This is a genomic window from Citrobacter arsenatis (assembly GCF_004353845.1).
GTDB classification, from domain to species: domain Bacteria; phylum Pseudomonadota; class Gammaproteobacteria; order Enterobacterales; family Enterobacteriaceae; genus Citrobacter; species Citrobacter arsenatis.
Map to the genome: position 1 here is coordinate 1,249,185 of NZ_CP037864.1, position 23,802 is coordinate 1,272,986.

The window sequence follows — 23,802 nt, forward strand, 5'->3', positions numbered from 1 at the left end:
TTTTGTAGGCCGGATAAGGCGGTTACGCCGCCATCCGGCAATACAACGGTATTATTCAAAACGCACGGGAAGCGTCTTCCCATTCGACTCCCAGACGCCCTGGTAGACACCGTCTTTTAAATCCAGTGTTATCTTCTCTTCCGATTGTTCAGCGGCAGACGTCTTCAGTTCATAATGTCGATTGTCGGCTGTGTCGCACTTACCGGTTAATTCGATCGGTGCGCCAAATTTCTGGTAAAAGTAAGCTCCTTCAAAAAAATCACCGTATTTGCAGTCCACCTTCAGCAGAATACGCATGCTTTTTCCCAGTGTGCCGTACATGACCTTGCCGTCAATGCCGGGCGTGGGCTCAACCGGTGTTGTACTCTTTGCCCCAGTCAGATACTGGCCGTATGGCGTGAACTGCTCATGCAGTTCTCCGGTAGGGATTTTCGTGGTGAAATCGCCCAGCTCGTCACCCGCGCGGTTGGCGTGGTTGCTACAGCGTCCGTTCAGGAAAACCAGATGATCTTTTTGCAGGGAGAATTTGTCGATGTAGTACAACCCGTCAGTGTAGGTTGCGCACGAGGCGTAGAATTCGGCATAGCCAGAATCTGCGCCTTCCTTATGTGCAGCAACATAGGTATCAATTTGGCTGCGGATATCTTTTCTGATGCGGGTGTTTAATTCGGCCATTGTGGAGCGGGAAAAAAGATCGTTAAGTGTAATTGCCGCGCCGCTGGCCAAATCGAAGCTGATCGGCACATTGTATGACTCGCAATATGCCCCGCAGCCTTCGACAAACATGTTCAGGGTCAGAACGTTGGCGTCGCGATACTCAACCGTGTAGTTAATATTTGCGGTGGGGTTTCTCTCCGATTTCGCAAACTGATTCACTGTTGTTTGCGGATTATTTCCCGGTAGCTGATTGATAAAGCTTGCGAAAATATAATCGTTAATGCGCTTTGCAACCTGTGGGCTTTCCTTTGAAGTAAACCACGGCACGCGATACTGCATCTCAGTGCTATTGGGATAGCGATACTCAAGGTTTTTTATTTCAAGCTGCGTTGCGCTGGCGTGGCTGGAAAGAAGCAGTAAAGCCAATGTGCTCAGATATCCTTTCATCATAATTCCTTGTCTGCGTGTGGCCTGAAGATTTACTCGTAGTAGTTATAGATACCCGCGGCCATCACCAGCTGTGACGCTACCTCGTGAGCTTTTTCGCGACTGACCAGCAGATCAATGATCTTTAAACCGAAATCGATTGAAGTTCCCGGTCCCTGGCTGGTTAACAGGTTGACGCGCGGATCCCAGACGACGCGCTTGTCCTGCCACTGATCTGCGGGAATTTTGTCTTTCAGCGCCGGGAAGCCCGTCATATTTCCGATGGGGAAAATATCGTGTGGGACAAGGACGGTGGCGGCAGCGGCGCAAATTGCCGCAACAATGCGCCCGGAGCGATGAAACTGTTTCACGGTTTCGACCAGCAGAGGGCTGTCGCGAAAACACTCGGCGCCTTTAATTCCGCCCGGCAGCACGATGATGTCGAAATCGCCATCAGCAACTTCGACTAACGGCGCATCTGCCAGCAGCTTCACTCCGCGTGAGCACACAATGGTCAGGCCACCATCGCTGGCGACGCTTGCGGTCGTGACCTTAATTCCGCCGCGAACCAGCAGATCGATAGTGGTGACCGCTTCGGTCTCTTCACTACCAGGGGCGAGACATACCAGTGCTTGAGCGCTCATACTCACTTTCCTTTCTCTTAACCATTTCAAACAGGCGGGCATTTTCCGGGACGGCGATGCCGTGCGCGCGGGCGCGTTTTAACAAATAGCCGGTAATGTAGTCGATCTCGGTATGGCGCAGGGCACGAATGTCTTGCAGCATTGATGAGATATTTTCCGCCGTACTGTCAATCACTTGCTCGACATAATAGCGTAAATCATCCGCAGATGTGTGGTGGCCTTCGCGTTCAATAACCGCCGCCACTTCCTCGCAGATGAGTGCAATTTTTTCAGGATGATGGCGTAACTCTCCGTTTGGGCAATCCCATAATGCGGTCAGCGGGTTGATGACGCAGTTTACGGCCAGTTTGCGCCACAGTTCGGCGCGAATAGTGTTGTGCCAGGCGACGTCCGGCAGCACATCTTGCAGGACTTCAGCCAGATAACTGAAATCACCGTCTTGTTCACGCGCCGGACCAATCCTTGTTGTACCCTGAGCGACATGAATGATGACGTTCCCGTCACGGCGTGCCGCGTGGGTGGTGGTGCCCATCAGCAAAGGTTGTTTAATGTTATGCAATTCTTCAATCGTCCCCATACCGTTATGAATCAGCAGAATGGGCGTGGTTTCAGGCAGAATTGCGGCCAGGCCTTTTACCGCATCAGAAACCTGCCAGGCTTTGAGGGTGACCAGCAGCAGGTCGCTTTTCGCCAAAAAGTCGGGGTCGTTTGCCGTCAGGGATTCATTAAAAACTGACCCATCCGTGTCGATCAGGTTAACGCTGCAATAGGGTTGCGGTACGCGTAGCCACCCCTGCACCTCATGTCCATGTTTGCACAGCGCGGTTAGCCAAAGCTGTCCTAACGCTCCACATCCCAGTACGGTAATTTTCATTCTTCCTCCTCACCTGCAACAGCACCAGGTGTTAATCCATATCGGCCGTACCCCATTATTGTTCGCAGGTGTCAGTACCACGTACAATTAAAGGATACAGCCTAGTATAGCGCTGTCTGTTGTGTAACTTTGCAGGTATTATGCTTCGCATCAAAAATGAAGGGAGAGGAAAAGATGCCATCTTTCGATATTGTCTCTGAAGTTGATCTTCAGGAAGCCCGTAACGCGGTAGATAACGCCAGCCGTGAAGTGGAGTCACGCTTTGATTTTCGTGGCGTTGAAGCAACTTTTGAGCTGAATGAATCAAATAAGACGATTAAGGTGCTGAGCGAGTCTGATTTCCAGGTCAATCAGCTGCTGGATATTTTACGTGCCAAGCTGTTGAAACGCGGCATTGAGGGCACGTCGCTGGACGTCCCAGAAACCTTCGTGCACAGCGGTAAAACCTGGTTTGTTGAAGCTAAGCTGAAACAAGGCATTGAAAGTGCAGTGCAAAAGAAAATCGTTAAGCTGATTAAAGACAGCAAACTGAAGGTGCAGGCGCAGATTCAGGGCGAAGAAATCCGTGTAACCGGCAAGGCGCGTGACGACCTGCAATCCGTTATGGCGCTGGTTCGCGGTGGCGATCTCGGCCAGCCGTTCCAGTTTAAGAACTTCCGCGATTAAGCCGTAATGCCTGATGGCGCTACGCTTATCAGGCCTACAGGTCGCACACGCTATTTGTAGGTCGGATAAGGCGATAGCCGCCATCTGGTCATCTTCACGCCTGGCTAATGGCCTGCTCAACCTCAAATCGATTCGTCACTTTGCTGTCGATTTTCACGTAGGCCGAATGTTCTTTCGCGACAATTAACACTTCACTTATCCCTTCTTGAGCCAGCAGACGCTGCTTCAGGGTATCATCCGCAGCAATTCCAGGTGGGATTTCCACACGCAGGCTGCTGACATATGGCGGCTCTTTCATAGTGCTTGCCACCAATAACCACACTGCCGCCAGAAGCGCGCCGGCCAGGAATACCGCCTGACCATCAAATATTTCAACCACCCAACCGCCGAGCGAACCGCCAATCGCCACGCCAAGAAACTGGCTGGTGGAGTAAACGCCCATCGCGGTGCCTTTGTAGCCAGCCGGGGACTCTTTACTGATAAGCGAGGGGAGGAGAGCTTCCATCAGGTTGAAGGCAAGGAAGAATATCTGAACGCCCGCAATCAGCCCCCAGAAACGCACGTTAGCGCTCCACAACACAATCTCGGCAATAAGAATCAGGAACACGCAGGCGAGGAACACGCGTTTCATCCGGCGCTTCACTTCGGCGTAAATGATAAACGGCACTACGGAAACAAAGGACAGCAGCATCGTCACCAGATAAATTTTCCAGTGTTCGGCGGCGGGGAAGCCCGCTTTTGCCAGTTGACCCGGCAAGGCGACGAAGGTAGACATCAGCAAAATGTGCAGACACATGATGCCAAAATTGAGCTTCAGCAGTTTAGGCTCCGCCAGCACTTTGCGGAAGCTGCCTTTTACCATTCCCGACTCGCGGTTCAGCACGTGGTTGGTACTATTAGGAACGACCCAAATAGTCAGCACGATACCCGTAGTAGCCAGAGCAGCAATCATCCAGAACAGCGCGTGTAGCCCCAGCGCATGGGTAACGATTGGCCCCAGCACCATCGCAATAGCGAAAGTGATACCAAAGCTGACGCCGATAAACGCCATCGCTTTGGTACGGTTTTGCTCACGGGTTAAGTCGGAAAGTAGCGCCATTACGGCAGCAGCAATCGCGCCAGAGCCTTGCAAGGCCCGGCCAAGAATAATTCCCCAGATTGAATCGGAGAGAGCAGCAATTATGCTGCCGAGAACAAATACCGCCAGCCCGCCGACAATAAGCGGCTTACGACCGATGCGGTCAGAGAGCAGGCCAAAGGGGATCTGGAAGACGGCTTGAGCCAGACCATATATGCCGATGGCAAGGCCTATCAGCGCTTCGCTGGCACCCTGTAGCGCCATACCGTACGTGGTCAGAACCGGCAGGACCATAAACATGCCAAGCATGCGCAACGAGAATACGGTCCCTAAACCCCAGGTGGCGCGCAACTCACCGGGCGTCATTTTGTAATCGTTCATTCCCACCTCTGTATTAATTTCGCGCCTAGTGTAAAGCGGGGAAGGGGTGGGGTAAACCTCTACGATATGTGGAATTGTGTAGTGGGATAATTGAAATAATTACTTTCGCAACTAATTTACTTGCGATAATTACAGGTGTAGTCTTTTTGTGGTTATTACTAATGGAAACAGGGAAAAGGAAAATGGTATTTCGCGATAAATATAACCAATTGTTTCAAGCTGATGACTGTATTCAGTGGACATCATTCTAGTGAGTATTCAAGACGATGTGTTAAAACTTTTCAGGGAAGAAATACCTGGGTATTTGGATGAAAAATGGAAGGAGGTTCCTTTAGAACTCGACTCAGAATTGTTTGATGTCCCCGGAGATGATCTCCACAGCGCTCTGGATCGATATGAGAAAGAGTTCAAAGTTGATTTATCATGTGTGAACTGGAAACCTTATTATCCATGGCACAATCTGCCACTATTAACCAGATGGTTCAAAGCTAACCGGGAAGAAGTGGAAGCAACACGCATACCGTTAACCGTAAGGATGTTTGCTGAGTCGGCTGAAGCGGGGAAATGGCTGTTTGAAATCTGGACGGATAATAAACAGGAAGATGCCTGATGGGGTTACGTTTATCCGGCCTACAAGCAATGTGCTTTTGTGTAGGCCGGATAAGGCGTCAGCCGCCATCCGGCATAGAAGATGTGACGATTAACTTACCAGACGTAAGTCAGCAGGTTCTGCGAGTTTGGCACCATAAAGTCGACCGACATCATAACGCTGAGCGCGGTAATGGCGATGATAGAGAAACCGAACAGCTTGCGCGCCCAGACTTTGTCATCTTCCACTTTATAACCGCGCAGCGCCATGCCCAACCACCAGACGCTCACCGCCGCAGCAACAATCAGGTATTTATAACCTGCATAGCCGCCCAGGGTTAACATCAGCGTGGCGATAGCAAATGCGATGATATACAGCGTGATATGGTTCTTCGCGACCGAAATACCTTTCACCACCGGCAGTACCGGGATGTTGGCAGCCTGATAATCCTTGAAGCGGAAAATTGCAATCGCGTAAGAGTGCGGCATCTGCCACAGGCTGAAAATAGCCAGCAGGATCAGCGCGCCACTATCGAACACACCGGTTACGGCGCAGTAGCCAATCACCGGCGGCGCAGCGCCGGAGAGTGAGCCAATCAACGTACCGTAAACGGAATGGCGCTTCATATACAGGCTATAAACGCCCACATAGACCACGAAGCCCATTACCCCCAGCCAACAGGCCAGAGGGTTCGCGCCAAACCACAGCAGCATAAAGCCAGCAATACCCAGCAGGGTGGCGTATACCAGCGAGACCGCAGGGGAAATCAGACCCTTAACCAGCACGCGGTTTTTGGTCCTCTCCATCTTCCTGTCGATATCCCTGTCGATGTAGTTGTTAAATACACAACCCGACGCCACAACCAGTGACACCCCAACCAGCGTGTAGATAAACAGGGGATAATCAATGCTGCCTTTTGAGGCCAGCAGGAATCCCCCAATCACCGAGATCAGGTTGCCAAAGATGATGCCTGGTTTCGTTACTTGCAGGTATTGCTTAAACATCATAATCGCCGCTCTTAGTGCATCATCATGTTGTAGTTAAGGTTCCACATAATCCAGATGGAGCCTACAACCAGGATGGCGATGATTAGCACAGTAAAGACAAAGGCCGTCATGTTCCAACCTTCATCAGATTTGCTATTCATGTGCAGGAAGCACACCAGGTGCACCAGAATCTGTACCACTGCCATTGCCAGAATAGTTCCCAGAATGACGGCCGGAGAGGCAGAACCTGTCATGACCATCCAGAACGGGATGACCGTCAGGATGATCGACAGGATAAAACCTGTCATGTAGGTTTTTACGCTGCCATGGGATGCGCCGCCGCTCTCGTTAGAATGACTCATTACATCGCCCCCATCAGATAAACAACAGTGAACACACAGATCCACACCACATCCAGGAAGTGCCAGAACAGGCTCAGGCACATGATGCGGGTACGGTTAGTACTGGTCAGGCCGCGACGAGCAACTTGCACCATCAGCACCGCCATCCAGATAAGACCGGAGGTGACGTGCAGACCGTGCGTACCGACCAGCGCGAAGAACGCAGACAGGAAGCCGCTGCGATCCGGGCCCATACCGTTAACAATCAGGTGATGGAATTCATAGAGTTCCATCCCGATGAATCCGGCACCGAACAAGAAGGTCAACGCCAGCCAGGAGATAACCTGGCTCTTGTTGTTCTTGTACATGGCAATCGCTGCCATGCCGTAAGTAATGGAGCTGAATAACAGCAGGAATGTTTCAACCAGAACGAACGGCAGTTCAAAAATGTCCTTACCTGTCGGGCCACCTGCGGTGCCGTTCACCAGAACGGCATAGGTTGCAAACAGAATAGAGAACAGAATGCAGTCGCTCATCAGGTAGACCCAGAATCCGAAGATCTTGGTCTGGCCTGCATCGTGGTGCCCGTGTTCGTGCGCGTGGGCAGTCGCGTGCGTTAAAGTATCAGTTGCCATTTTTCAGCCCTGCCTTAGTAATCTCATCGAAATGCTGGTTTTCCAGTTTTTCGACTTCCGGGACCGGCACGTAGTAATCCACGTCTTCATCAAAGCTTTTCACAATCCAGCTGATGATCATGCCTGCGAAGCTTGCAATCGCCAGCCACCAGATATGCCAGATCATGGCGAAACCAAACAGTGTTGCGAAGGCGGTAATGACGATACCGGCACCGCTGTTCTTCGGCATATGAATTTCTTCATAGTGCGCAGGCTGCTTGTACGCTTCACCTTTTTCTTTCATTTCCCAGAAGGCATCACGCTCGTGAACGTGCGGCACAACGGCAAAGTTGTAGAACGGAGGTGGGGAAGAGGTTGCCCACTCCAGCGTACGACCACCCCATGGGTCACCGGTCAGGTCACGGTTCTGCTCGCGGTCGCGAATAGACACGTAGATCTGAATCAGCTGGCACAGGATACCCAGTGCAATCAGCGCGGCGCCGCAGGCGGCAACAACCAGCATCGGATGGAACTGCGGGTCAATCTGCTGGCTGAGGCGACGGGTCATCCCCATGAAGCCCAGCACGTACAGCGGCATAAATGCTACGAAGAAGCCGATGATCCAGAACCAGAATGCGCGTTTACCCCAGGTTTCGTTCAGCGTGAAGCCAAACGCTTTTGGCCACCAGTAGGTCATACCTGCGAAGCATCCAAAGACGACGCCGCCGATGATAACGTTATGGAAGTGCGCAATCAGGAACAGACTGTTGTGCAGTACGAAGTCCGCACCCGGCACCGCCAGCAGTACGCCGGTCATGCCGCCGACTGAGAAGGTGACGATAAAGCCAATCGTCCACAGCATCGCTGAGTGGAATACGATACGCCCCTGATACATGGTGAACAGCCAGTTGAAGATCTTCACCCCGGTCGGGATGGCGATAATCATGGTGGTAATACCGAAGAAGGCGTTTACGTTAGCGCCCGCACCCATGGTGAAGAAGTGGTGCAGCCAAACAACGAACGACAGAACGGTGATACACACGGTTGCCCACACCAGCGAGGTGTAACCAAACAGACGTTTACGCGAGAAGGTTGCCGCGATTTCGGAGAACACACCGAAGACTGGCAGAACCAGAATGTACACTTCCGGATGGCCCCAGGCCCAAATCAGGTTGATGTACATCATCATGTTGCCGCCCATATCGTTGGTAAAGAAATGGGTGCCCAGATAGCGATCCAGGGTCAGCAACGCGACGGTAACCGTCAGGATTGGGAAAGAGGCGATAATCAGGATGTTCGCGCACAGAGATGCCCAGCTAAATACCGGCATCTTGAACATGGTCATTCCTGGCGCACGCATCTTAATGATGGTCACAAAGAAGTTAATACCTGTCAGGGTAGTACCAATACCGGACAACTGGACTGCCCATATCCAATAGTCGACCCCGACGCTTGGACTGTACTCTATTCCCGAAAGTGGCGGGTAGGCCAGCCAACCGGTCTGTGCGAATTCACCCACGCCCAGAGACAGGTTAACCAGGATTACGCCGACAACGGTGAACCAGAAGCTCAGGTTGTTCAGGAACGGGAATGCAACGTCACGAGCGCCGATCTGCAGCGGAACCACTAGGTTCATCAGACCGATAACAAATGGCATTGCCACGAAGAAGATCATAATCACGCCGTGAGCCGTGAAGATCTGGTCGTAGTGGTGAGGTGGCAGGAAGCCCGCTTCACCTGCAGAAGCCAGCGCTTGCTGACTACGCATCATGATGGCGTCGGCAAAGCCACGAATCAACATGACGATTGCGACGATGACATACATGATGCCAAGGCGTTTGTGGTCAACAGAAGTCAGCCACTCTTTCCACAGGTAGGTCCACTTACCGAAGTAAGTGATAAGGCCCAGTAAGGCCGCACCACCGATGATAATGGCAGCAATCGTAACCATGACAATAGGTTCATGGAACGGCACTGCATCCAGCGTCAATTTTCCGAACATCGTATTCTTCCTCGGCCCCTTAGTGAGCGGATTCCGCGTGGCTCATGTCCATGCCTTCCATGCCTTCGTGTGCGCTGTGCTCACCTTCGGGTTGGGTCATGTCCATGCTCTTACCGTGAGCCATAAATTTGTTAATAACATCTTTAAACAAATCGGGTTTCACGTTGGAGAAGTATTCCACCTGGTTGTATTCGCTTGGCACAGCCACTTTTTCGAACGCAGCCATGTCGCTCATGGTGTTCGTGGACTGTTTAGCTTTAGCAACCCATTGGTCGAATTCGGCGCGGTCCTTTGTTGCGATAGCCTTGAACTTCATACCGGAGAAGCCTGGTCCGCTATAGCTTGCGGAGATACCATCATAAGTACCGACTTCGTTGGCGATCAGATGCAGTCGAGTCTGCATACCGGCCATGGCATAAATCTGGCTACCCAGACGCGGGATAAAGAAGGAGTTCATCACGGAGTTGGACGTCACTTTGAACTCAACCGGAGTATTCGCCGGGAAGGCGATTTCATTCACGGTAGCGATACCTTGTTCCGGATAGATGAAGAACCATTTCCAGTCCATGGAAACCACTTCGATGGTAATGGGCTTCTCGTCATGCGCCAGCGGTTTGCTTGGCTCAAGAGCGTGAGTGGTTTTCCAGGTCAGAACGGCAAGGAAAATGATGATTAAGATCGGCACCGTCCAGACCACAGCTTCCACTTTATTGGAGTGTGACCAGTTCGGGCTGTACTTCGCATCTTTATTGCTTGCACGATACTTCCAGGCAAAACCAACAGCCATCAAGATGGCGGGAATAACGACAATCAACATCAGGCCAAATGCCGTCAGTATCAATGAACGTTGTTCCAGTCCAATCTGTCCTTTAGGGTCAAGCAGCGCAGAATTACAGCCACTGAGTAACGCAGTGCCTGCAATTAATGACAACCATCCCAAACTTTTATTGTATTTCCTGAGTCTCATTTAACGACCTCAATTCCACGGGACCGGGTGGCGTTTAAAGTGTGAGGGCATTTTACGGGAAGGTTACATTACTGTAAACATCTCTGGATCTGTGTTACTGGGTTCTGCCGTGCATGTCACATATGTTGCAATATATGTCGCTTGGTCTTTAAGAACCTGTTGCAACATCACGTTATAACGAAAGCGGGCAGGCGGGAGGCGTGCTGAGGGCAATTGGTATAACCAATGCGAAAATAAAACAATTGGTTAACAATTGATTATCAATAAAAAGACAATTTAGGAACAAAAAATAAAACTGCTGCGGCTGAATCGAGTAAGGAAAATAGTATATATAAAAGGCGTCAATAATTTCCAAATTCTTTGGCGCACAAAATAACAAATAATATTTTTAGCGATTGGTGTTTATTTAGCCGTTATAATTACGTAGGGTGATTACAACGACCAAATATGCTCGTCATACTTCAAGCTACGGGTGTGTTGGCTTTCCTCGCTCACCCCAGTCACTTACTTATGTAAGCTCCTGGGGATTTGCTGCGTCGCCGCCTTCCCGTAACTCGAATTATTTAGAGCATAAATATGCAACGTCACGCCAGACGGGTTTTGCGCAGTGCCAGATAATCCAACAATCCACCAAAAACGACTCCACAGACCGCGACCACCACTGAGACTTCAAGCAGTTCCGGCAGGAAGGAGAACTTGGTGTAATCCAGCGCATTCATGATTAACAGCAACAACCAAGCCAGCAACAGGCAGCAGCCCACTACCAACGTCATTAAAGCCAGGCTGTACGCTCCACGAAATTCCGTGCGTGGTATAAAGCTTTCGTTTTGCCAGCTATGCTCCAACGTCTGACGACAAACCAGCAGCAGTATGAGGCCGGGGATCGCGGCAAACACGGAGAACAGATAAAACGTTGGCCATCCGTGCGCTTCGACAAACCAACCCGCTACTGGGCCAACGTAAACGCGACCAACGGCTGAAAGCGCGGAGAGCAGGGCGAACTGAGTCGCTGAGAAGGACTTATTGCACAGCGTCATTAATAAGGCGACAAACGCAGCCGTGCCCATTCCACCGCACAGGTTTTCAAAGAAGACGGCGGTCGCCATACTAAACATGTGTTTGTCAGTGATGGACAATAACCAATAACCCGCATTCGATGCCCCCTGCAGGATGCCGAAAATCAGCAAGGCGCGAAACAGCGAAAGGCGCTGCATCAGGATCCCGCCGTACAATGCGCCAACGATAGTGGCCAGCAGCCCAAGCGTCTTATTCACCACGCCAACTTCACCCGCATCAAACCCAACGCCGCGGATTAAAAAGGTGGTGGTCAAGCTCATGGCGAAAGCATCCCCAAGCTTATACAGCACAATCAGCAGCAGGATCAGCCAGGCGTTGTTACGACCAAAAAAGTCGCGCAGCGGGGCGACTACAGCCTGCTCCAGCGTTTTGGGCACCGGAATAGCATCAGTCGGTTCGGGCGCTAACAGAGTAGCGATGATACAAGGTATTAGCAGCGCCGCCATCAGCCAGTACATGCCCTGCCAGCCCAGCCAGCGATCGGCCATCCACAGGGCCAGCCCGCCGGAAACCAGCATCCCTAAACGATAGCCCAGCACGCTGATAGCCGCGCCGGTGCCGCGTTCTTCGGCGGGCAACACGTCGGTTTTCCAGGCATCAAAGACGATATCCTGCGATGCCGAGCAAAACGCGATCACCACCGCAAGCGCGGCCATCCAGCGCAGCTGCGTGCCAGGCTCCAGAAAGCCCATCGCGGCGATAGAAATCAGTAACAGTACCTGGGTTGCCAGCAGCCAACCGCGACGTCGACCTAAAAACGGCGGCGTGTAGCGGTCCATTAGCGGGGACCAGAGGAACTTAAACACGTAGGCCTGGCCGACCAGAGAAAAGAAACCAATGGTTTTAAGATCGATATTCTCGACCGTCATCCACGCCTGAAGCGTACCCGAAGTCAGAGCGAGCGGTAAACCGGAGGCAAATCCCAGTATGAGCAGGATAGCTGAACGTGGTTGCTGAAAAATACGTAAGTAATGACTGGACATGGGCTTCTATAGGCCCGACGAGCGCCGGGCCATATGGGCAGAAATTAACGAGCGTTCTGCTTGATGAAATCGTGAACGCTGGTGTCCTGAGACATATCAGCGATGGTGTCGGTCAGCACGCTGTTAACGGCGTCAGCGATATTTTTATTGGAGGCCTGCAGTGCGCCTTCAACAGAATAGCTTGCGCGGTAGTTTTTGGTCATCTTGTTGCCGTTAGCTGCGGTGGCAATGATGGCGATGTCTGCCTTGGTGGCGATGTTATAACGCACGCTACCCTGAGACACGTCAGCATACAGCTGGCTAACAATGATTTGCAGGTTAACAGCACCGTTTGGCCCAATCATATAACCGCGCGCAGTCATCTGTTTTTCCAGCACTTCTTGCAGCAGGAAACGCAGATCGCGAGACGCGGTCAGGGTAACCAGCTGGTTGTCGCGGGTGACTTTTGCCAGTGCCTGATCCTGACGCTGGTCGGCACCGTTGATGCTAACGGTCACGCCCATCAGGCTTGGGTCCTGCTGCGGCAGAGTGATTTTCGGGGAAACTTCAATAGTGGTCGGCGGCGTTGCGCATCCAGCTAACATAAACAGCGCGACAAACGGGACGAGGATTTTTTTAAACATGCCAGGGCTCTCAGCGAATCTAAATTGTATGGTTGGAGAAAATTCCCGCCATCATAACATCGCCAACGATGAGGGGAAGTGGGTAACGCATGTAAATTCATTGTGTTGTCCGTTTTATGACTTTGTGGAGACCATAAACGGACTTTTTGCAATAAATCGAAGGGTGGATTCAGTGAACTTCATCCGTTTGGCTGAGAAAATCAGACAAACGCTAATTTTTTGTTGCTAAGGTGTAATGGAAACGGTAAAAGCGGCTAGTATTTAAAGGGATGGGTGACATCTCAGCGTTGTCGGAGGAAAAATTTCATGATGATTCGTGAGCAAATAGAAGAAAAATTAAGGGCAGCGTTCGAACCCGTGTTCCTCGAAGTTGTGGATGAAAGCTATCGTCACAATGTCCCGGCTGGTTCTGAAAGCCACTTTAAGGTTGTGCTGGTTAGCGATCGCTTTACAGGTGAACGTTTTCTTAATCGCCATCGGATGATTTACAGCACATTAACGACGGAGCTTTCCACAACCGTTCATGCGCTTGCCCTGCATACCTACACCATTAAGGAGTGGGAAGCGTTGCAGGATACGATTTTTGCATCGCCTCCGTGTCGTGGGGCGGGAAGCATCGCGTAAAAACGGATTTGCAACAACCGACGCTTTTCCAGTATGTTGCTACAGATTATGTGAAAACGGCCTGCGGGCCGTTTTGTTTTGTCTGAATTCTGGGGCAGTCTTACAGTATTCAGACAAAAATTAGCCGGGAATTGTGAAAAAAGCCGCAGCAACGCGCGATAACCGTTCTCGACTCATAAAAGTGATGCCGCTATAATGCGCGTCTTATTTTTCGGAATGTCTTCGGGATGATTCTGACGACAGGGAATGTGATTGCTTATGAGAACATCCCAGTTCCGCGAAGCCAACAACCTGTGCTTGCGGAGAAGAGTTGACCGAGCACTGTGATTTTTTGAGGTAACAAGATGCAAGTTTCAGTTGAAACCACTCAAGGCCTTGGCCGCCGTGTAACGATTACTATCGCTGCTGACAGCATCGAGACCGCTGTGAAAAGCGAGCTGGTCAACGTAGCGAAGAAAGTGCGTATTGACGGTTTCCGCAAAGGAAAAGTACCGATGAATGTTGTTGCTCAGCGTTATGGTGCGTCTGTTCGCCAGGACGTTCTGGGCGACCTGATGAGCCGCAACTTCGTTGACGCGATCATCAAAGAAAAAATCAACCCGGCTGGCGCACCGAACTACGTTCCGGGCGAATACAAACTGGGTGAAGATTTTACTTACGCGGTAGAGTTCGAAGTTTACCCGGAAGTTGAGCTGACTGGTCTGGAAGCAATCGAAGTTGAAAAACCGGTTGTTGAAGTTACCGACGCTGACGTTGACGTGATGCTGGATACCCTGCGTAAGCAGCAGGCTACCTGGAAAGACAAAGACGGCGCTGCTGATGCAGAAGACCGTGTAACCATCGACTTCACCGGTTCTGTAGACGGCGAAGAGTTCGAAGGCGGCAAAGCGTCTGACTTCGTACTGGCGATGGGCCAGGGTCGTATGATCCCAGGCTTCGAAGAAGGCGTTAAAGGCCACAAAGCTGGCGAAGAGTTCACTATCGACGTGACCTTCCCGGAAGAGTACCACGCTGAAAACCTGAAAGGTAAAGCCGCTAAGTTCGTTATCAACCTGAAGAAAGTTGAAGAACGCGAACTGCCGGAACTGACTGAAGAATTCATCAAACGTTTCGGCGTTGAAGATGGTTCCGTAGCAGGCCTGCGCGCTGAAGTCCGTAAAAACATGGAACGCGAGCTGAAAGGCGCTGTGCGTAACCGCGTTAAGTCTCAGGCGATCGAAGGTCTGGTAAAAGCTAACGACATCGACGTACCGGCTGCTCTGATCGACAGCGAAATCGACGTTCTGCGTCGTCAGGCTGCACAGCGTTTCGGCGGCAACGAGAAACAAGCTCTGGAACTGCCGCGTGAACTGTTCGAAGAACAGGCTAAGCGTCGTGTAGTTGTTGGTCTGCTGCTGGGCGAAGTGATTCGTACCAACGAACTGAAAGCTGACGAAGATCGCGTTAAAGGCCTGATCGAAGAGATGGCTTCTGCTTACGAAGATCCGAAAGAAGTTGTTGAGTTCTACAGCAAAAACAAAGAGCTGATGGACAACATGCGTAACGTCGCTCTGGAAGAGCAGGCTGTTGAAGCCGTTCTGGCGAAAGCGAAAGTGACTGAAAAAGCCACTTCCTTCAACGAACTGATGAACCAGCAGGCGTAATTCGTCTCTTTTTTAGCACGAATTTCGTACGCAAGCCCGTCACCTTTTGGTGGCGGGTTTTTTTTTGTCACGCATTTTGCATGGGAAGAGTGCGAAAACAGCGTTTCAGTGTTAGCGTTACAACAAAAGATTGTTATGCTTGAATTATGGCGATGTCGTACCCATTACTGAGGGACTAGCTGATAATCCGTCCATAAGGTTACAATCAGCACAGCAGGTTTTTTCAAATTTTATCCAGGAGACGGAAATGTCATACAGCGGCGAACGAGATAACTTTGCACCCCATATGGCGCTGGTGCCGATGGTCATTGAACAGACCTCACGTGGTGAGCGCTCTTTTGATATCTATTCTCGTCTACTTAAGGAACGCGTCATTTTTCTGACCGGCCAGGTCGAAGACCATATGGCTAACCTGATCGTGGCGCAGATGCTGTTCCTGGAAGCAGAAAACCCAGAAAAAGATATCTACCTGTACATCAACTCCCCTGGTGGGGTGATCACTGCCGGGATGTCTATCTATGACACCATGCAGTTTATTAAGCCGGACGTCAGCACCATTTGTATGGGCCAGGCGGCCTCAATGGGCGCGTTCCTGCTGACCGCCGGGGCGAAAGGTAAACGTTTTTGCCTGCCTAACTCTCGCGTCATGATCCACCAGCCTCTGGGCGGTTACCAGGGCCAGGCTACGGATATTGAAATTCATGCCCGTGAAATCCTAAAGGTAAAAGGGCGCATGAACGAACTTATGGCGCATCATACGGGTCAATCTCTTGAGCAGATTGAACGTGATACTGAGCGCGATCGCTTCCTCTCCGCTTCTGAAGCGGTAGAGTACGGTCTGGTCGACTCGATTTTGACCCATCGTAATTAATGCCCAGTGCGCAGGTGTGCCGCTATAATTACCTGGAGCGGCACAACGCTGACTAGCGTCTTGCGCCTGAGAATGGCATTTGCGTCGTCGTGTGCGGCACAAAGAACAAAGAAGAGGTTTTGACCCATGACAGATAAACGCAAAGATGGCTCGGGCAAATTGTTGTACTGCTCTTTTTGCGGCAAAAGCCAGCATGAAGTGCGTAAGCTGATTGCCGGACCATCCGTGTATATCTGCGACGAATGTGTTGATTTATGCAACGACATCATTCGCGAAGAGATTAAGGAAGTAGCACCGCACCGTGAACGCAGTGCGCTGCCGACGCCACATGAAATTCGCAACCATCTGGACGATTACGTTATCGGTCAGGAGCAGGCGAAGAAAGTGCTGGCGGTCGCGGTATACAACCATTACAAACGTCTGCGCAACGGCGACACCAGCAACGGCGTCGAGTTGGGCAAAAGTAACATCCTGCTGATTGGCCCGACGGGTTCCGGTAAAACGCTGCTGGCTGAAACGCTGGCGCGCCTGCTGGACGTTCCGTTCACCATGGCCGACGCCACCACGCTGACCGAAGCCGGTTATGTGGGTGAGGATGTTGAAAATATTATTCAGAAACTGCTGCAGAAGTGCGATTACGACGTGCAGAAAGCACAGCGCGGGATCGTCTATATCGATGAAATCGACAAGATTTCTCGTAAGTCTGACAACCCGTCCATTACGCGTGACGTTTCCGGCGAAGGCGTACAGCAGGCGCTGTTGAAACTGATCGAAGGTACGGTTGCCGCCGTTCCGCCGCAGGGGGGGCGTAAACATCCTCAGCAGGAATTCCTGCAGGTTGATACCTCCAAGATCCTGTTTATCTGCGGTGGTGCATTTGCCGGTCTGGATAAAGTCATTGCTAACCGTGTTGAAACTGGCTCCGGCATTGGTTTTGGCGCAACGGTAAAAGCGCAGTCTGATAAAGCCAGCGAAGGTGAACTGCTGTCGCAGGTAGAACCGGAAGATCTGATCAAATTTGGTCTGATCCCTGAGTTCATCGGCCGTCTGCCGGTTGTGGCGACGCTGAGCGAATTGAGTGAAGAAGCGTTGATCCAGATCCTCAAAGAGCCGAAAAACGCCCTGACCAAGCAGTACCAAGCGTTGTTCAATCTTGAAGGTGTCGATCTGGAATTCCGTGAAGAAGCGCTGGATGCGATCGCCAAGAAAGCGATGGCGCGTAAAACCGGTGCTCGTGGTCTGCGTTCTATCGTCGAAGCCGCGCTGCTCGACACCATGTACGATCTACCATCTATGGAAGACGTCGAAAAAGTGGTGATCGATGAGTCGGTGATTGGCGGTCAGAGCAAGCCATTGCTGATTTACGGTAAGCCGGAAGCACAGCAGGCATCTGGCGAATAATTCATCAATTCATACAGACATTTAATTAAAAAGGGGGGATTTTATCTCCCCTTTTATTTTTCCGTAAACATGGCGTTGAATGTGTGGGAAACATCCCCATATACTGACATACATGTTAAAGGTGGTGTGGAGCACAGTCGTACCATCTGATTACCTGGCGGAAACTAAACTAAGAGAGAGCTCTATGAATCCTGAGCGTTCTGAACGCATTGAAATCCCCGTATTGCCGTTGCGCGATGTGGTGGTTTATCCGCACATGGTCATACCCTTATTTGTAGGGCGGGAAAAATCTATCCGTTGTCTGGAAGCGGCTATGGACCATGATAAAAAAATCATGCTGGTCGCACAGAAAGAAGCGTCAACGGATGAGCCGGGTGTAAACGATCTTTTCACCGTCGGGACCGTGGCCTCTATTTTGCAAATGCTGAAACTGCCTGACGGCACCGTAAAAGTGCTGGTCGAGGGGTTACAGCGCGCGCGTATTTCAGCGCTGTCTGACAACGGTGAGCACTTCTCTGCGAAAGCGGAGTACCTTGACTCGCCTGCTATTGATGAGCGCGAACAGGAAGTGCTGGTGCGTACCGCTATCAGCCAGTTCGAAGGCTATATCAAGCTGAACAAGAAAATCCCACCAGAAGTGCTGACGTCGCTGAACAGCATTGACGATCCTGCACGTCTGGCGGACACCATCGCTGCGCACATGCCGCTGAAGCTGGCTGACAAGCAGTCCGTGCTGGAGATGTCCGACGTTAACGAACGTCTGGAATATCTGATGGCGATGATGGAGTCTGAAATCGATTTGCTGCAGGTTGAGAAACGCATTCGCAACCGCGTGAAAAAGCAGATGGAAAAATCCCAGCGTGAGTACTATCTGAACGAGCAGATGAAAGCCATTCAGAAAGAGCTCGGCGAGATGGACGACGCGCCAGACGAAAACGAAGCGTTGAAGCGTAAAATCGACGCGGCGAAAATGCCGAAAGAGGCAAAAGAAAAAGCGGAAGCAGAACTGCAGAAGCTGAAAATGATGTCTCCGATGTCGGCGGAAGCGACCGTAGTGCGTGGCTATATCGACTGGATGGTTCAGGTGCCGTGGAATGCGCGTAGCAAGGTCAAAAAAGACCTGCGTCAGGCGCAGGAAATCCTCGATACCGACCATTACGGTCTGGAACGCGTCAAAGATCGTATCCTTGAGTATCTCGCGGTTCAAAGCCGTGTGAACAAAATCAAGGGCCCGATCCTGTGCCTGGTTGGACCGCCGGGGGTAGGTAAAACCTCTCTGGGGCAGTCCATCGCTAAAGCCACCGGACGTAAATACATTCGTATGGCGCTGGGCGGCGTGCGTGATGAGGCTGAAATTCGCGGTCACCGCCGGACCTATATCGGTTCTATGCCGGGTAAATTGATCCAGAAAATGGCCAAAGTGGGCGTTAAAAACCCGCTGTTCCTGCTTGATGAGATCGACAAAATGTCTTCCGACATGCGTGGCGATCCGGCTTCCGCACTGCTTGAAGTGCTGGATCCAGAGCAGAACGTGGCGTTCAGCGATCACTACCTGGAAGTGGACTACGATCTCAGCGACGTGATGTTTGTTGCGACCTCTAACTCCATGAATATTCCAGCACCGCTGCTGGATCGTATGGAAGTGATCCGTCTGTCCGGTTATACCGAAGATGAGAAGCTGAACATCGCTAAACGTCACCTGTTGCCGAAACAGATTGAGCGTAACGCGCTGAAAAAAGGTGAGCTGACGGTCGACGATAGTGCCATTGTGGGTATTATTCGTTACTACACCCGTGAAGCAGGCGTGCGTAGTCTGGAGCGCGAAATCTCCAAACTGTGCCGCAAAGCAGTAAAACAGTTGCTGCTCGACAAGTCACTGAAACATATTGTGATTAATGGCGACAATCTGCACGACTACCTGGGCGTACAGCGCTTTGACTATGGCCGTGCGGACAACGAAAACCGCGTCGGTCAGGTGACCGGTCTGGCGTGGACGGAAGTGGGTGGCGATCTGCTGACCATCGAAACCGCCTGCGTACCGGGCAAAGGTAAGCTGACTTACACCGGTTCTCTGGGTGAAGTCATGCAGGAGTCCATTCAGGCGGCACTGACCGTGGTGCGGGCGCGTGCGGAAAAACTGGGTATTAATCCTGATTTTTACGAAAAACGCGACATCCACGTTCACGTTCCTGAAGGGGCGACGCCGAAAGATGGTCCAAGTGCAGGTATTGCCATGTGTACCGCGCTGGTTTCTTGTCTGACCGGTAACCCGGTTCGCGCCGATGTGGCGATGACTGGCGAGATCACCCTGCGTGGTCAGGTTCTGCCTATTGGTGGTTTGAAAGAAAAACTGCTGGCGGCACACCGTGGTGGTATTAAGACGGTCTTAATTCCAGACGAAAACAAACGTGACCTGGAAGAGATTCCGGACAACGTTATTGCCGATCTGGACATCCATCCGGTGAAACGCATTGAGGAAGTTCTGACTCTCGCGTTGCAAAATGAACCCTCCGGAATGCAGGTTGTAACCGCAAAATAGTGACCTCGCGCAAAGAGCACTAATAAAAACAGGGCTGGCAGGTCATTTCGGACTTGCCAGCCTTTTTTTGTATAGCTAATTTAGATGACGGATTGGGCTTGCCATCATTAACGGGTGTTGTAAGGGCATGGCAGGCCTGATATAACTGCTGCGCGTTCGCACTTTGAAGGATTCAGGTGCGATATAAATTATAAAGAGGAAGAGAAGAGTGAATAAATCTCAACTGATCGACAAAATTGCTGCAGGGGCTGATATCTCTAAAGCTGCGGCTGGACGTGCGTTAGATGCTATTATTGCTTCTGTTACCGAATCTCTGAAAGAAGGTGATGACGTAGCGCTGGTAGGTTTTGGTACTTTTGCCGTTAAAGAGCGTGCTGCCCGTACTGGTCGCAACCCGCAAACAGGTAAAGAGATCACCATCGCCGCGGCTAAAGTACCGGGCTTCCGTGCAGGTAAAGCACTGAAAGACGCGGTAAACTAAGTGATTTCCCCTTTGGGGATGTGACGAAGTACAAGGGCGCATCGACTGATGTGCCTTTTTTATTTGTATTTCCGGTACTTTCTATGCGTTGTGGGCTGACAATTGCCCCTGTTTCTTGTCACAATAGGCCTTTGTGCGCAGCGTTCAGGAAACGCTATGCTGCGTGAAGCATATATACTCAAAATCCTTGCCGCCGTTGTTATGCCAACGCGCAGGCGGCTTGAGAGATAACGCGTATAGTCATCTACAGCGGAGTGTGGTTACACCATGATGGACAGCTTACGCACGGCTGCTAACAGTCTCGTGCTCAAGATTATTTTCGGTATCATTATCGTGTCGTTCATTTTGACCGGCGTGAGTGGTTACCTGATTGGCGGGGGCAATAACTTCGCCGCCAAAGTGAATGGCCAGGAGATCAGCCGCGGGCAGTTCGAGAATGCGTTCAACAGCGAACGTAACCGCATGCAGCAACAGCTGGGCGATCAATACTCCGAGCTGGCTGCGAACGAAGGCTACATGAAAACGCTGCGTCAGCAGGTACTGAATCGTCTTATTGATGAAGCTCTGCTGGATCAGTACTCCCGCGAGCTTAAGCTCAACATCAGCGACGATCAGGTTAAACAGGCTATTTTCGCCACACCTGCGTTCCAGGTGGACGGCAAATTTGATAACAACCGCTACAACGCGATTGTTAATCAGATGGGAATGACCGCCGATCAGTACGCTCAGGCATTACGTAATCAACTGACTACCCAGCAGTTGGTTAACGGCGTTGCCGGTACGGACTTCATGCTGAAAGGCGAAACGGACGAGCTGGCGGCACTGGTCGCACAGCAGCGCATCGTACGCGAAGCGACGATTGACGTTAACGCTCTGGCCGCAAAGCAGTCAGTTACCGAGCAGGAAGTTGCCAGCTACTACGAGCAGAATAAAAACAACTTTATGACGCCGGAACAGTTCCGTGTGAGCTACATCAAACTGGACGCTGCTGCTATGCAGGAGACGGCCAGCGATGCTGATATTCAGTCTTACTATGACCAGCATCAGGATCAGTTCACTCAGCCGCAGCGTAACCGCTACAGCATCATTCAGACCAAAACGGAAGATGAAGCGAAAGCGGTACTGGACGAGCTGAACAAAGGTGGTGATTTCGCTGCGCTGGCAAAAGAAAAATCTGCTGACATCATCTCTGCCCGTAAAGGCGGTGATATGGGATGGCTGGAAGACTCCACTACCCCGGATGAGCTGAAGAATGCGGGTCTGAAAGAAAAAGGCCAGCTGTCAGGTGTGATTAAGTCTTCCGTTGGTTTCCTCGTTGCGCGTCTTGACGACGTACAGCCTGCGCAGGTTAAACCGCTGAGCGAAGCCCGTGACGACATTGCGGCGAAAGTGAAGCAGGAAAAAGCGCTGGATGCCTACTACGCACTGCAGCAGAAAGTGAGCGATGCCGCCAGCAACGATAACGAGTCCCTGGCGGGCGCGGAGCAGGCTGCAGGTATGAAAGCGGTTGAAACGGGCTGGTTTAGCCGTGACAGCCTGCCGGAAGAGCTGAACTTCAAACCGGTCGCTGACATCATTTTCAATGGTGGTCTGGTTGGCGAAAACGGTACGCCTGGCAGTAACTCCGACATCATCACCGTGGATGGCGACCGCGCGTTTGTACTGCGTATTGCAGAGCACAAAGCTGAAGCCGTTAAGCCACTGGCTGAAGTGAAAGATCAGGTAACTGCGCTCGTTAAGCACAATAAAGCAGAGCAGCAGGCGAAGCTTGATGCCGATAAACTGCTGGCGGATCTTAAGGCCGGTAAAGGCGATGAAGCAATGAAAGCGGCAGGTCTGAGCTTTGGCGAGGCGAAAACGCTGAGCCGTACCGGGCAGGATCCGCTGAGTCAGGCGGCATTTGGCCTGAGCCTGCCAGCGAAAGACAAACCGAGCTACGGCGTGGCGAGCGACATGCAAGGTAACGTTGTTCTGCTGGCGCTGGACGAGGTGAAAGCCGGTTCTATGCCTGAAGCACAGAAGAAAGCGATGGTTCAGGGGATTACCCAGAACAATGCACAGATTGTCTTCGAAGCGCTGATGAGCAACCTGCGTAAAGCCGCAAAAATTAAAGTCGGTGACGCGCTGGAACAGCAGCAATAACCGAGGCTGCTCGCAAAAAATTGCAAAAAGTTGTATCGACAAAAGGCCGCTTTCGCGGCCTTTTCCATTTCTGATATTTGCCGTTTGTCTGTCGTTCTGCGTCCCGCTATCGTGATTCCACTGTTAACAAACAAGGAGAAAACAGTATGAAACATGGAATCAAAGCCCTGCTTATCACCCTTTCATTGTCCTGCGCCGGCATGGCGCAAAGCGCACTGGCTGCAGAGCCCGTCGCCAAAAGTCAGGCGACTCAGGCCAAAGCGGAGGCTTCCGCAGTGGCGCAAAGCAAAGCCACGCAACCGGCTAAAGCGAGCGACGATGAAGGCACCAGGGTAAGCATCAACAGCGCTTCTGCCGAGGATCTGGCACGAGTTATGAATGGCGTCGGTCTAAAGAAAGCGCAGGCGATTGTGAGCTATCGTGAGGAATACGGACCGTTTAAAACGGTGGAGGATTTAAAGCAGGTGCCGGGCATGGGGAGCTCACTGGTTGAACGTAATTTGGCTGTTTTAACACTTTAATAACTTGCGCAGTGGCCAATATTTGCCACACTATAGAGGTCATACCAGTTATGGCCTCTATACTCGTCGTCTTTCAAGCTGCAGATGCGTTGGCTACGCTCGCTCGCCCGAATCACTTACTATTGTAAGCTCATCGGCCTTGCTTACTTGCCGCCTTCCTGCAACTCGAAATCCTTAGAGCATTTCTATAAAATTAGGGTTTCTGCGCTATGCAAACACAAATCAAAGTTCGTGGTTTTCATCTTGATGTCTATCAGCACGTTAACAATGCCCGCTATCTGGAATTTCTGGAAGAAGCCCGCTGGGATGGCCTGGAGAACAGTGACAGCTTTCAGTGGATGACCGCACACAACATCGCTTTTGTGGTCGTGAATATTAATATCAACTACCGCCGACCAGCGGTGCTGAGCGACCTGCTGACCATTACCAGCCAGGTCCAACAGCTAAATGGCAAAAGCGGCGTGTTGAACCAGACCATCACCCTGGAGCCGGAAGGGCAGGTGGTAGCAGACGCGTTGATTACCTTCGTCTGTATTGATTTGAAAACGCAAAAAGCGCTGCCGCTGGAAGGGGAGTTGCGCGAGAAACTGGAGCAGATGGTGAAGTAACGGAAAGTTGCCTGATGGCGCTTCGCTTATCAGGCCTACAAAACGAGAAGTAGATGTAGGCCGG

At 51.4% G+C, this 23,802-nt stretch carries 22 protein-coding genes; 11 read left to right on the plus strand and 11 right to left on the minus strand.

What is annotated here, in order from left to right; all coding sequences use genetic code 11:
• Nucleotides 1–51: 51 nt before the first annotated feature.
• From E1B03_RS06830 to panE, 3 genes are read right to left on the minus strand one after another with little or no spacing between them, the layout of a single operon-like run.
• A complete protein-coding gene (locus tag E1B03_RS06830; protein WP_133087197.1) occupies nucleotides 52–1,104 on the minus strand; it encodes a hypothetical protein in 1,053 nt (350 codons plus the stop codon).
• 32 nt (nucleotides 1,105–1,136) lie between these two features.
• Nucleotides 1,137–1,727, minus strand: a complete 591-nt coding sequence (gene yajL, locus E1B03_RS06835) for a protein deglycase YajL (protein WP_133085905.1) — start codon at nucleotides 1,725–1,727, stop codon at nucleotides 1,137–1,139.
• On the minus strand, nucleotides 1,690–2,601 hold the full coding sequence (panE, locus tag E1B03_RS06840) for a 2-dehydropantoate 2-reductase (protein WP_133085906.1): 912 nt from the start codon (nucleotides 2,599–2,601) through the stop codon (nucleotides 1,690–1,692). The genes yajL and panE overlap by 38 nt, the downstream gene beginning before the upstream one ends.
• A gap of 174 nt (nucleotides 2,602–2,775) precedes the next feature.
• Between panE and E1B03_RS06845 the strand changes: the two genes are divergently transcribed.
• Entirely contained in the window at nucleotides 2,776–3,267 is a 492-nt protein-coding gene (locus E1B03_RS06845) for a YajQ family cyclic di-GMP-binding protein (protein WP_003831002.1), read from the plus strand.
• Nucleotides 3,268–3,361: 94 nt separating this feature from the next.
• On the opposite strand, the gene E1B03_RS06850 is transcribed toward E1B03_RS06845, so the two are convergent.
• A complete protein-coding gene (locus tag E1B03_RS06850) occupies nucleotides 3,362–4,726 on the minus strand; it encodes an MFS transporter (RefSeq protein ID WP_133085908.1) in 1,365 nt (454 codons plus the stop codon).
• A 235-nt stretch (nucleotides 4,727–4,961) separates the two neighbouring features.
• Between E1B03_RS06850 and E1B03_RS06860 the strand changes: the two genes are divergently transcribed.
• A complete protein-coding gene (locus E1B03_RS06860; RefSeq protein WP_207949460.1) occupies nucleotides 4,962–5,336 on the plus strand; it encodes a DUF1493 family protein in 375 nt (124 codons plus the stop codon).
• 95 nt (nucleotides 5,337–5,431) lie between these two features.
• Here the strand turns inward: E1B03_RS06860 and cyoE are convergent, their stop codons facing one another.
• The 7 genes from cyoE to E1B03_RS06895 all read right to left on the minus strand — a co-directional run bounded on the left by cyoE (nucleotide 5,432) and on the right by E1B03_RS06895 (nucleotide 12,908).
• Entirely contained in the window at nucleotides 5,432–6,322 is an 891-nt protein-coding gene (gene cyoE, locus E1B03_RS06865) for a heme o synthase (RefSeq protein ID WP_133085912.1), read from the minus strand.
• An 11-nt stretch (nucleotides 6,323–6,333) separates the two neighbouring features.
• Nucleotides 6,334–6,663, minus strand: coding sequence for a cytochrome o ubiquinol oxidase subunit IV (locus tag E1B03_RS06870; protein ID WP_003831006.1), 330 nt, complete (start codon nucleotides 6,661–6,663; stop codon nucleotides 6,334–6,336).
• Nucleotides 6,663–7,277, minus strand: a complete 615-nt coding sequence (locus E1B03_RS06875) for a cytochrome o ubiquinol oxidase subunit III (protein WP_003831007.1) — start codon at nucleotides 7,275–7,277, stop codon at nucleotides 6,663–6,665. The genes E1B03_RS06870 and E1B03_RS06875 overlap by 1 nt, the downstream gene beginning before the upstream one ends.
• The gene (cyoB, locus tag E1B03_RS06880) at nucleotides 7,267–9,258 is read right to left on the minus strand and encodes a cytochrome o ubiquinol oxidase subunit I (RefSeq protein ID WP_003021610.1); all 1,992 of its coding nucleotides are present in this window, start codon (nucleotides 9,256–9,258) and stop codon (nucleotides 7,267–7,269) included. The genes E1B03_RS06875 and cyoB overlap by 11 nt, the downstream gene beginning before the upstream one ends.
• 19 nt (nucleotides 9,259–9,277) lie before the next feature.
• Complete coding sequence (gene cyoA, locus E1B03_RS06885) at nucleotides 9,278–10,225, minus strand: cytochrome o ubiquinol oxidase subunit II (protein WP_003847580.1); 948 nt, start codon at nucleotides 10,223–10,225, stop codon at nucleotides 9,278–9,280.
• A 584-nt stretch (nucleotides 10,226–10,809) separates the two neighbouring features.
• A complete protein-coding gene (gene ampG, locus E1B03_RS06890; RefSeq protein ID WP_133085914.1) occupies nucleotides 10,810–12,285 on the minus strand; it encodes a muropeptide MFS transporter AmpG in 1,476 nt (491 codons plus the stop codon).
• A 44-nt stretch (nucleotides 12,286–12,329) separates the two neighbouring features.
• The gene (locus E1B03_RS06895) at nucleotides 12,330–12,908 is read right to left on the minus strand and encodes a lipoprotein (RefSeq protein ID WP_016152050.1); all 579 of its coding nucleotides are present in this window, start codon (nucleotides 12,906–12,908) and stop codon (nucleotides 12,330–12,332) included.
• A gap of 306 nt (nucleotides 12,909–13,214) precedes the next feature.
• On the opposite strand from E1B03_RS06895, the gene bolA reads away from it, so the two are divergent.
• The 9 genes from bolA to fadM all read left to right on the plus strand — a co-directional run bounded on the left by bolA (nucleotide 13,215) and on the right by fadM (nucleotide 23,738).
• Entirely contained in the window at nucleotides 13,215–13,532 is a 318-nt protein-coding gene (gene bolA, locus E1B03_RS06905; protein ID WP_103771116.1) for a transcriptional regulator BolA, read from the plus strand.
• A 344-nt stretch (nucleotides 13,533–13,876) separates the two neighbouring features.
• Complete coding sequence (gene tig / locus E1B03_RS06915) at nucleotides 13,877–15,175, plus strand: trigger factor (RefSeq protein WP_003021622.1); 1,299 nt, start codon at nucleotides 13,877–13,879, stop codon at nucleotides 15,173–15,175.
• Between the two features lie 247 nt (nucleotides 15,176–15,422).
• Complete coding sequence (clpP, locus tag E1B03_RS06920) at nucleotides 15,423–16,046, plus strand: ATP-dependent Clp endopeptidase proteolytic subunit ClpP (protein WP_003021624.1); 624 nt, start codon at nucleotides 15,423–15,425, stop codon at nucleotides 16,044–16,046.
• A 126-nt stretch (nucleotides 16,047–16,172) separates the two neighbouring features.
• Nucleotides 16,173–17,447, plus strand: a complete 1,275-nt coding sequence (gene clpX / locus E1B03_RS06925; protein WP_003831013.1) for an ATP-dependent protease ATP-binding subunit ClpX — start codon at nucleotides 16,173–16,175, stop codon at nucleotides 17,445–17,447.
• 184 nt (nucleotides 17,448–17,631) lie between these two features.
• The gene (gene lon, locus E1B03_RS06930; RefSeq protein ID WP_038638272.1) at nucleotides 17,632–19,986 is read left to right on the plus strand and encodes an endopeptidase La; all 2,355 of its coding nucleotides are present in this window, start codon (nucleotides 17,632–17,634) and stop codon (nucleotides 19,984–19,986) included.
• 208 nt (nucleotides 19,987–20,194) lie between these two features.
• Entirely contained in the window at nucleotides 20,195–20,467 is a 273-nt protein-coding gene (hupB, locus tag E1B03_RS06935) for a nucleoid-associated protein HU-beta (protein WP_003021629.1), read from the plus strand.
• Between the two features lie 267 nt (nucleotides 20,468–20,734).
• Complete coding sequence (ppiD, locus tag E1B03_RS06940) at nucleotides 20,735–22,609, plus strand: peptidylprolyl isomerase (RefSeq protein ID WP_103771117.1); 1,875 nt, start codon at nucleotides 20,735–20,737, stop codon at nucleotides 22,607–22,609.
• Between the two features lie 146 nt (nucleotides 22,610–22,755).
• The gene (locus tag E1B03_RS06945; protein ID WP_133085915.1) at nucleotides 22,756–23,130 is read left to right on the plus strand and encodes a helix-hairpin-helix domain-containing protein; all 375 of its coding nucleotides are present in this window, start codon (nucleotides 22,756–22,758) and stop codon (nucleotides 23,128–23,130) included.
• A gap of 209 nt (nucleotides 23,131–23,339) precedes the next feature.
• Nucleotides 23,340–23,738, plus strand: coding sequence for a long-chain acyl-CoA thioesterase FadM (gene fadM, locus E1B03_RS06950; RefSeq protein ID WP_016152055.1), 399 nt, complete (start codon nucleotides 23,340–23,342; stop codon nucleotides 23,736–23,738).
• Nucleotides 23,739–23,802 lie beyond the last annotated feature (64 nt).

Bases quoted from the DNA above. Each gene is read 5' to 3' on its own strand.
- E1B03_RS06830 (WP_133087197.1), bottom strand. From the start codon at position 1,104: ATGAAAGGATATCTGAGCACATTGGCTTTACTGCTTCTTTCCAGCCAC.
- yajL (WP_133085905.1), bottom strand. From the start codon at position 1,727: ATGAGCGCTCAAGCACTGGTATGTCTCGCCCCTGGTAGTGAAGAGACC.
- panE (WP_133085906.1), bottom strand. From the start codon at position 2,601: ATGAAAATTACCGTACTGGGATGTGGAGCGTTAGGACAGCTTTGGCTA.
- E1B03_RS06845 (WP_003831002.1), top strand. From the start codon at position 2,776: ATGCCATCTTTCGATATTGTCTCTGAAGTTGATCTTCAGGAAGCCCGT.
- E1B03_RS06850 (WP_133085908.1), bottom strand. From the start codon at position 4,726: ATGAACGATTACAAAATGACGCCCGGTGAGTTGCGCGCCACCTGGGGT.
- cyoE (WP_133085912.1), bottom strand. From the start codon at position 6,322: ATGATGTTTAAGCAATACCTGCAAGTAACGAAACCAGGCATCATCTTT.
- E1B03_RS06870 (WP_003831006.1), bottom strand. From the start codon at position 6,663: ATGAGTCATTCTAACGAGAGCGGCGGCGCATCCCATGGCAGCGTAAAA.
- E1B03_RS06875 (WP_003831007.1), bottom strand. From the start codon at position 7,277: ATGGCAACTGATACTTTAACGCACGCGACTGCCCACGCGCACGAACAC.
- cyoB (WP_003021610.1), bottom strand. From the start codon at position 9,258: ATGTTCGGAAAATTGACGCTGGATGCAGTGCCGTTCCATGAACCTATT.
- cyoA (WP_003847580.1), bottom strand. From the start codon at position 10,225: ATGAGACTCAGGAAATACAATAAAAGTTTGGGATGGTTGTCATTAATT.
- ampG (WP_133085914.1), bottom strand. From the start codon at position 12,285: ATGTCCAGTCATTACTTACGTATTTTTCAGCAACCACGTTCAGCTATC.
- E1B03_RS06895 (WP_016152050.1), bottom strand. From the start codon at position 12,908: ATGTTTAAAAAAATCCTCGTCCCGTTTGTCGCGCTGTTTATGTTAGCT.
- bolA (WP_103771116.1), top strand. From the start codon at position 13,215: ATGATGATTCGTGAGCAAATAGAAGAAAAATTAAGGGCAGCGTTCGAA.
- tig (WP_003021622.1), top strand. From the start codon at position 13,877: ATGCAAGTTTCAGTTGAAACCACTCAAGGCCTTGGCCGCCGTGTAACG.
- clpP (WP_003021624.1), top strand. From the start codon at position 15,423: ATGTCATACAGCGGCGAACGAGATAACTTTGCACCCCATATGGCGCTG.
- clpX (WP_003831013.1), top strand. From the start codon at position 16,173: ATGACAGATAAACGCAAAGATGGCTCGGGCAAATTGTTGTACTGCTCT.
- lon (WP_038638272.1), top strand. From the start codon at position 17,632: ATGAATCCTGAGCGTTCTGAACGCATTGAAATCCCCGTATTGCCGTTG.
- ppiD (WP_103771117.1), top strand. From the start codon at position 20,735: ATGATGGACAGCTTACGCACGGCTGCTAACAGTCTCGTGCTCAAGATT.
- E1B03_RS06945 (WP_133085915.1), top strand. From the start codon at position 22,756: ATGAAACATGGAATCAAAGCCCTGCTTATCACCCTTTCATTGTCCTGC.
- fadM (WP_016152055.1), top strand. From the start codon at position 23,340: ATGCAAACACAAATCAAAGTTCGTGGTTTTCATCTTGATGTCTATCAG.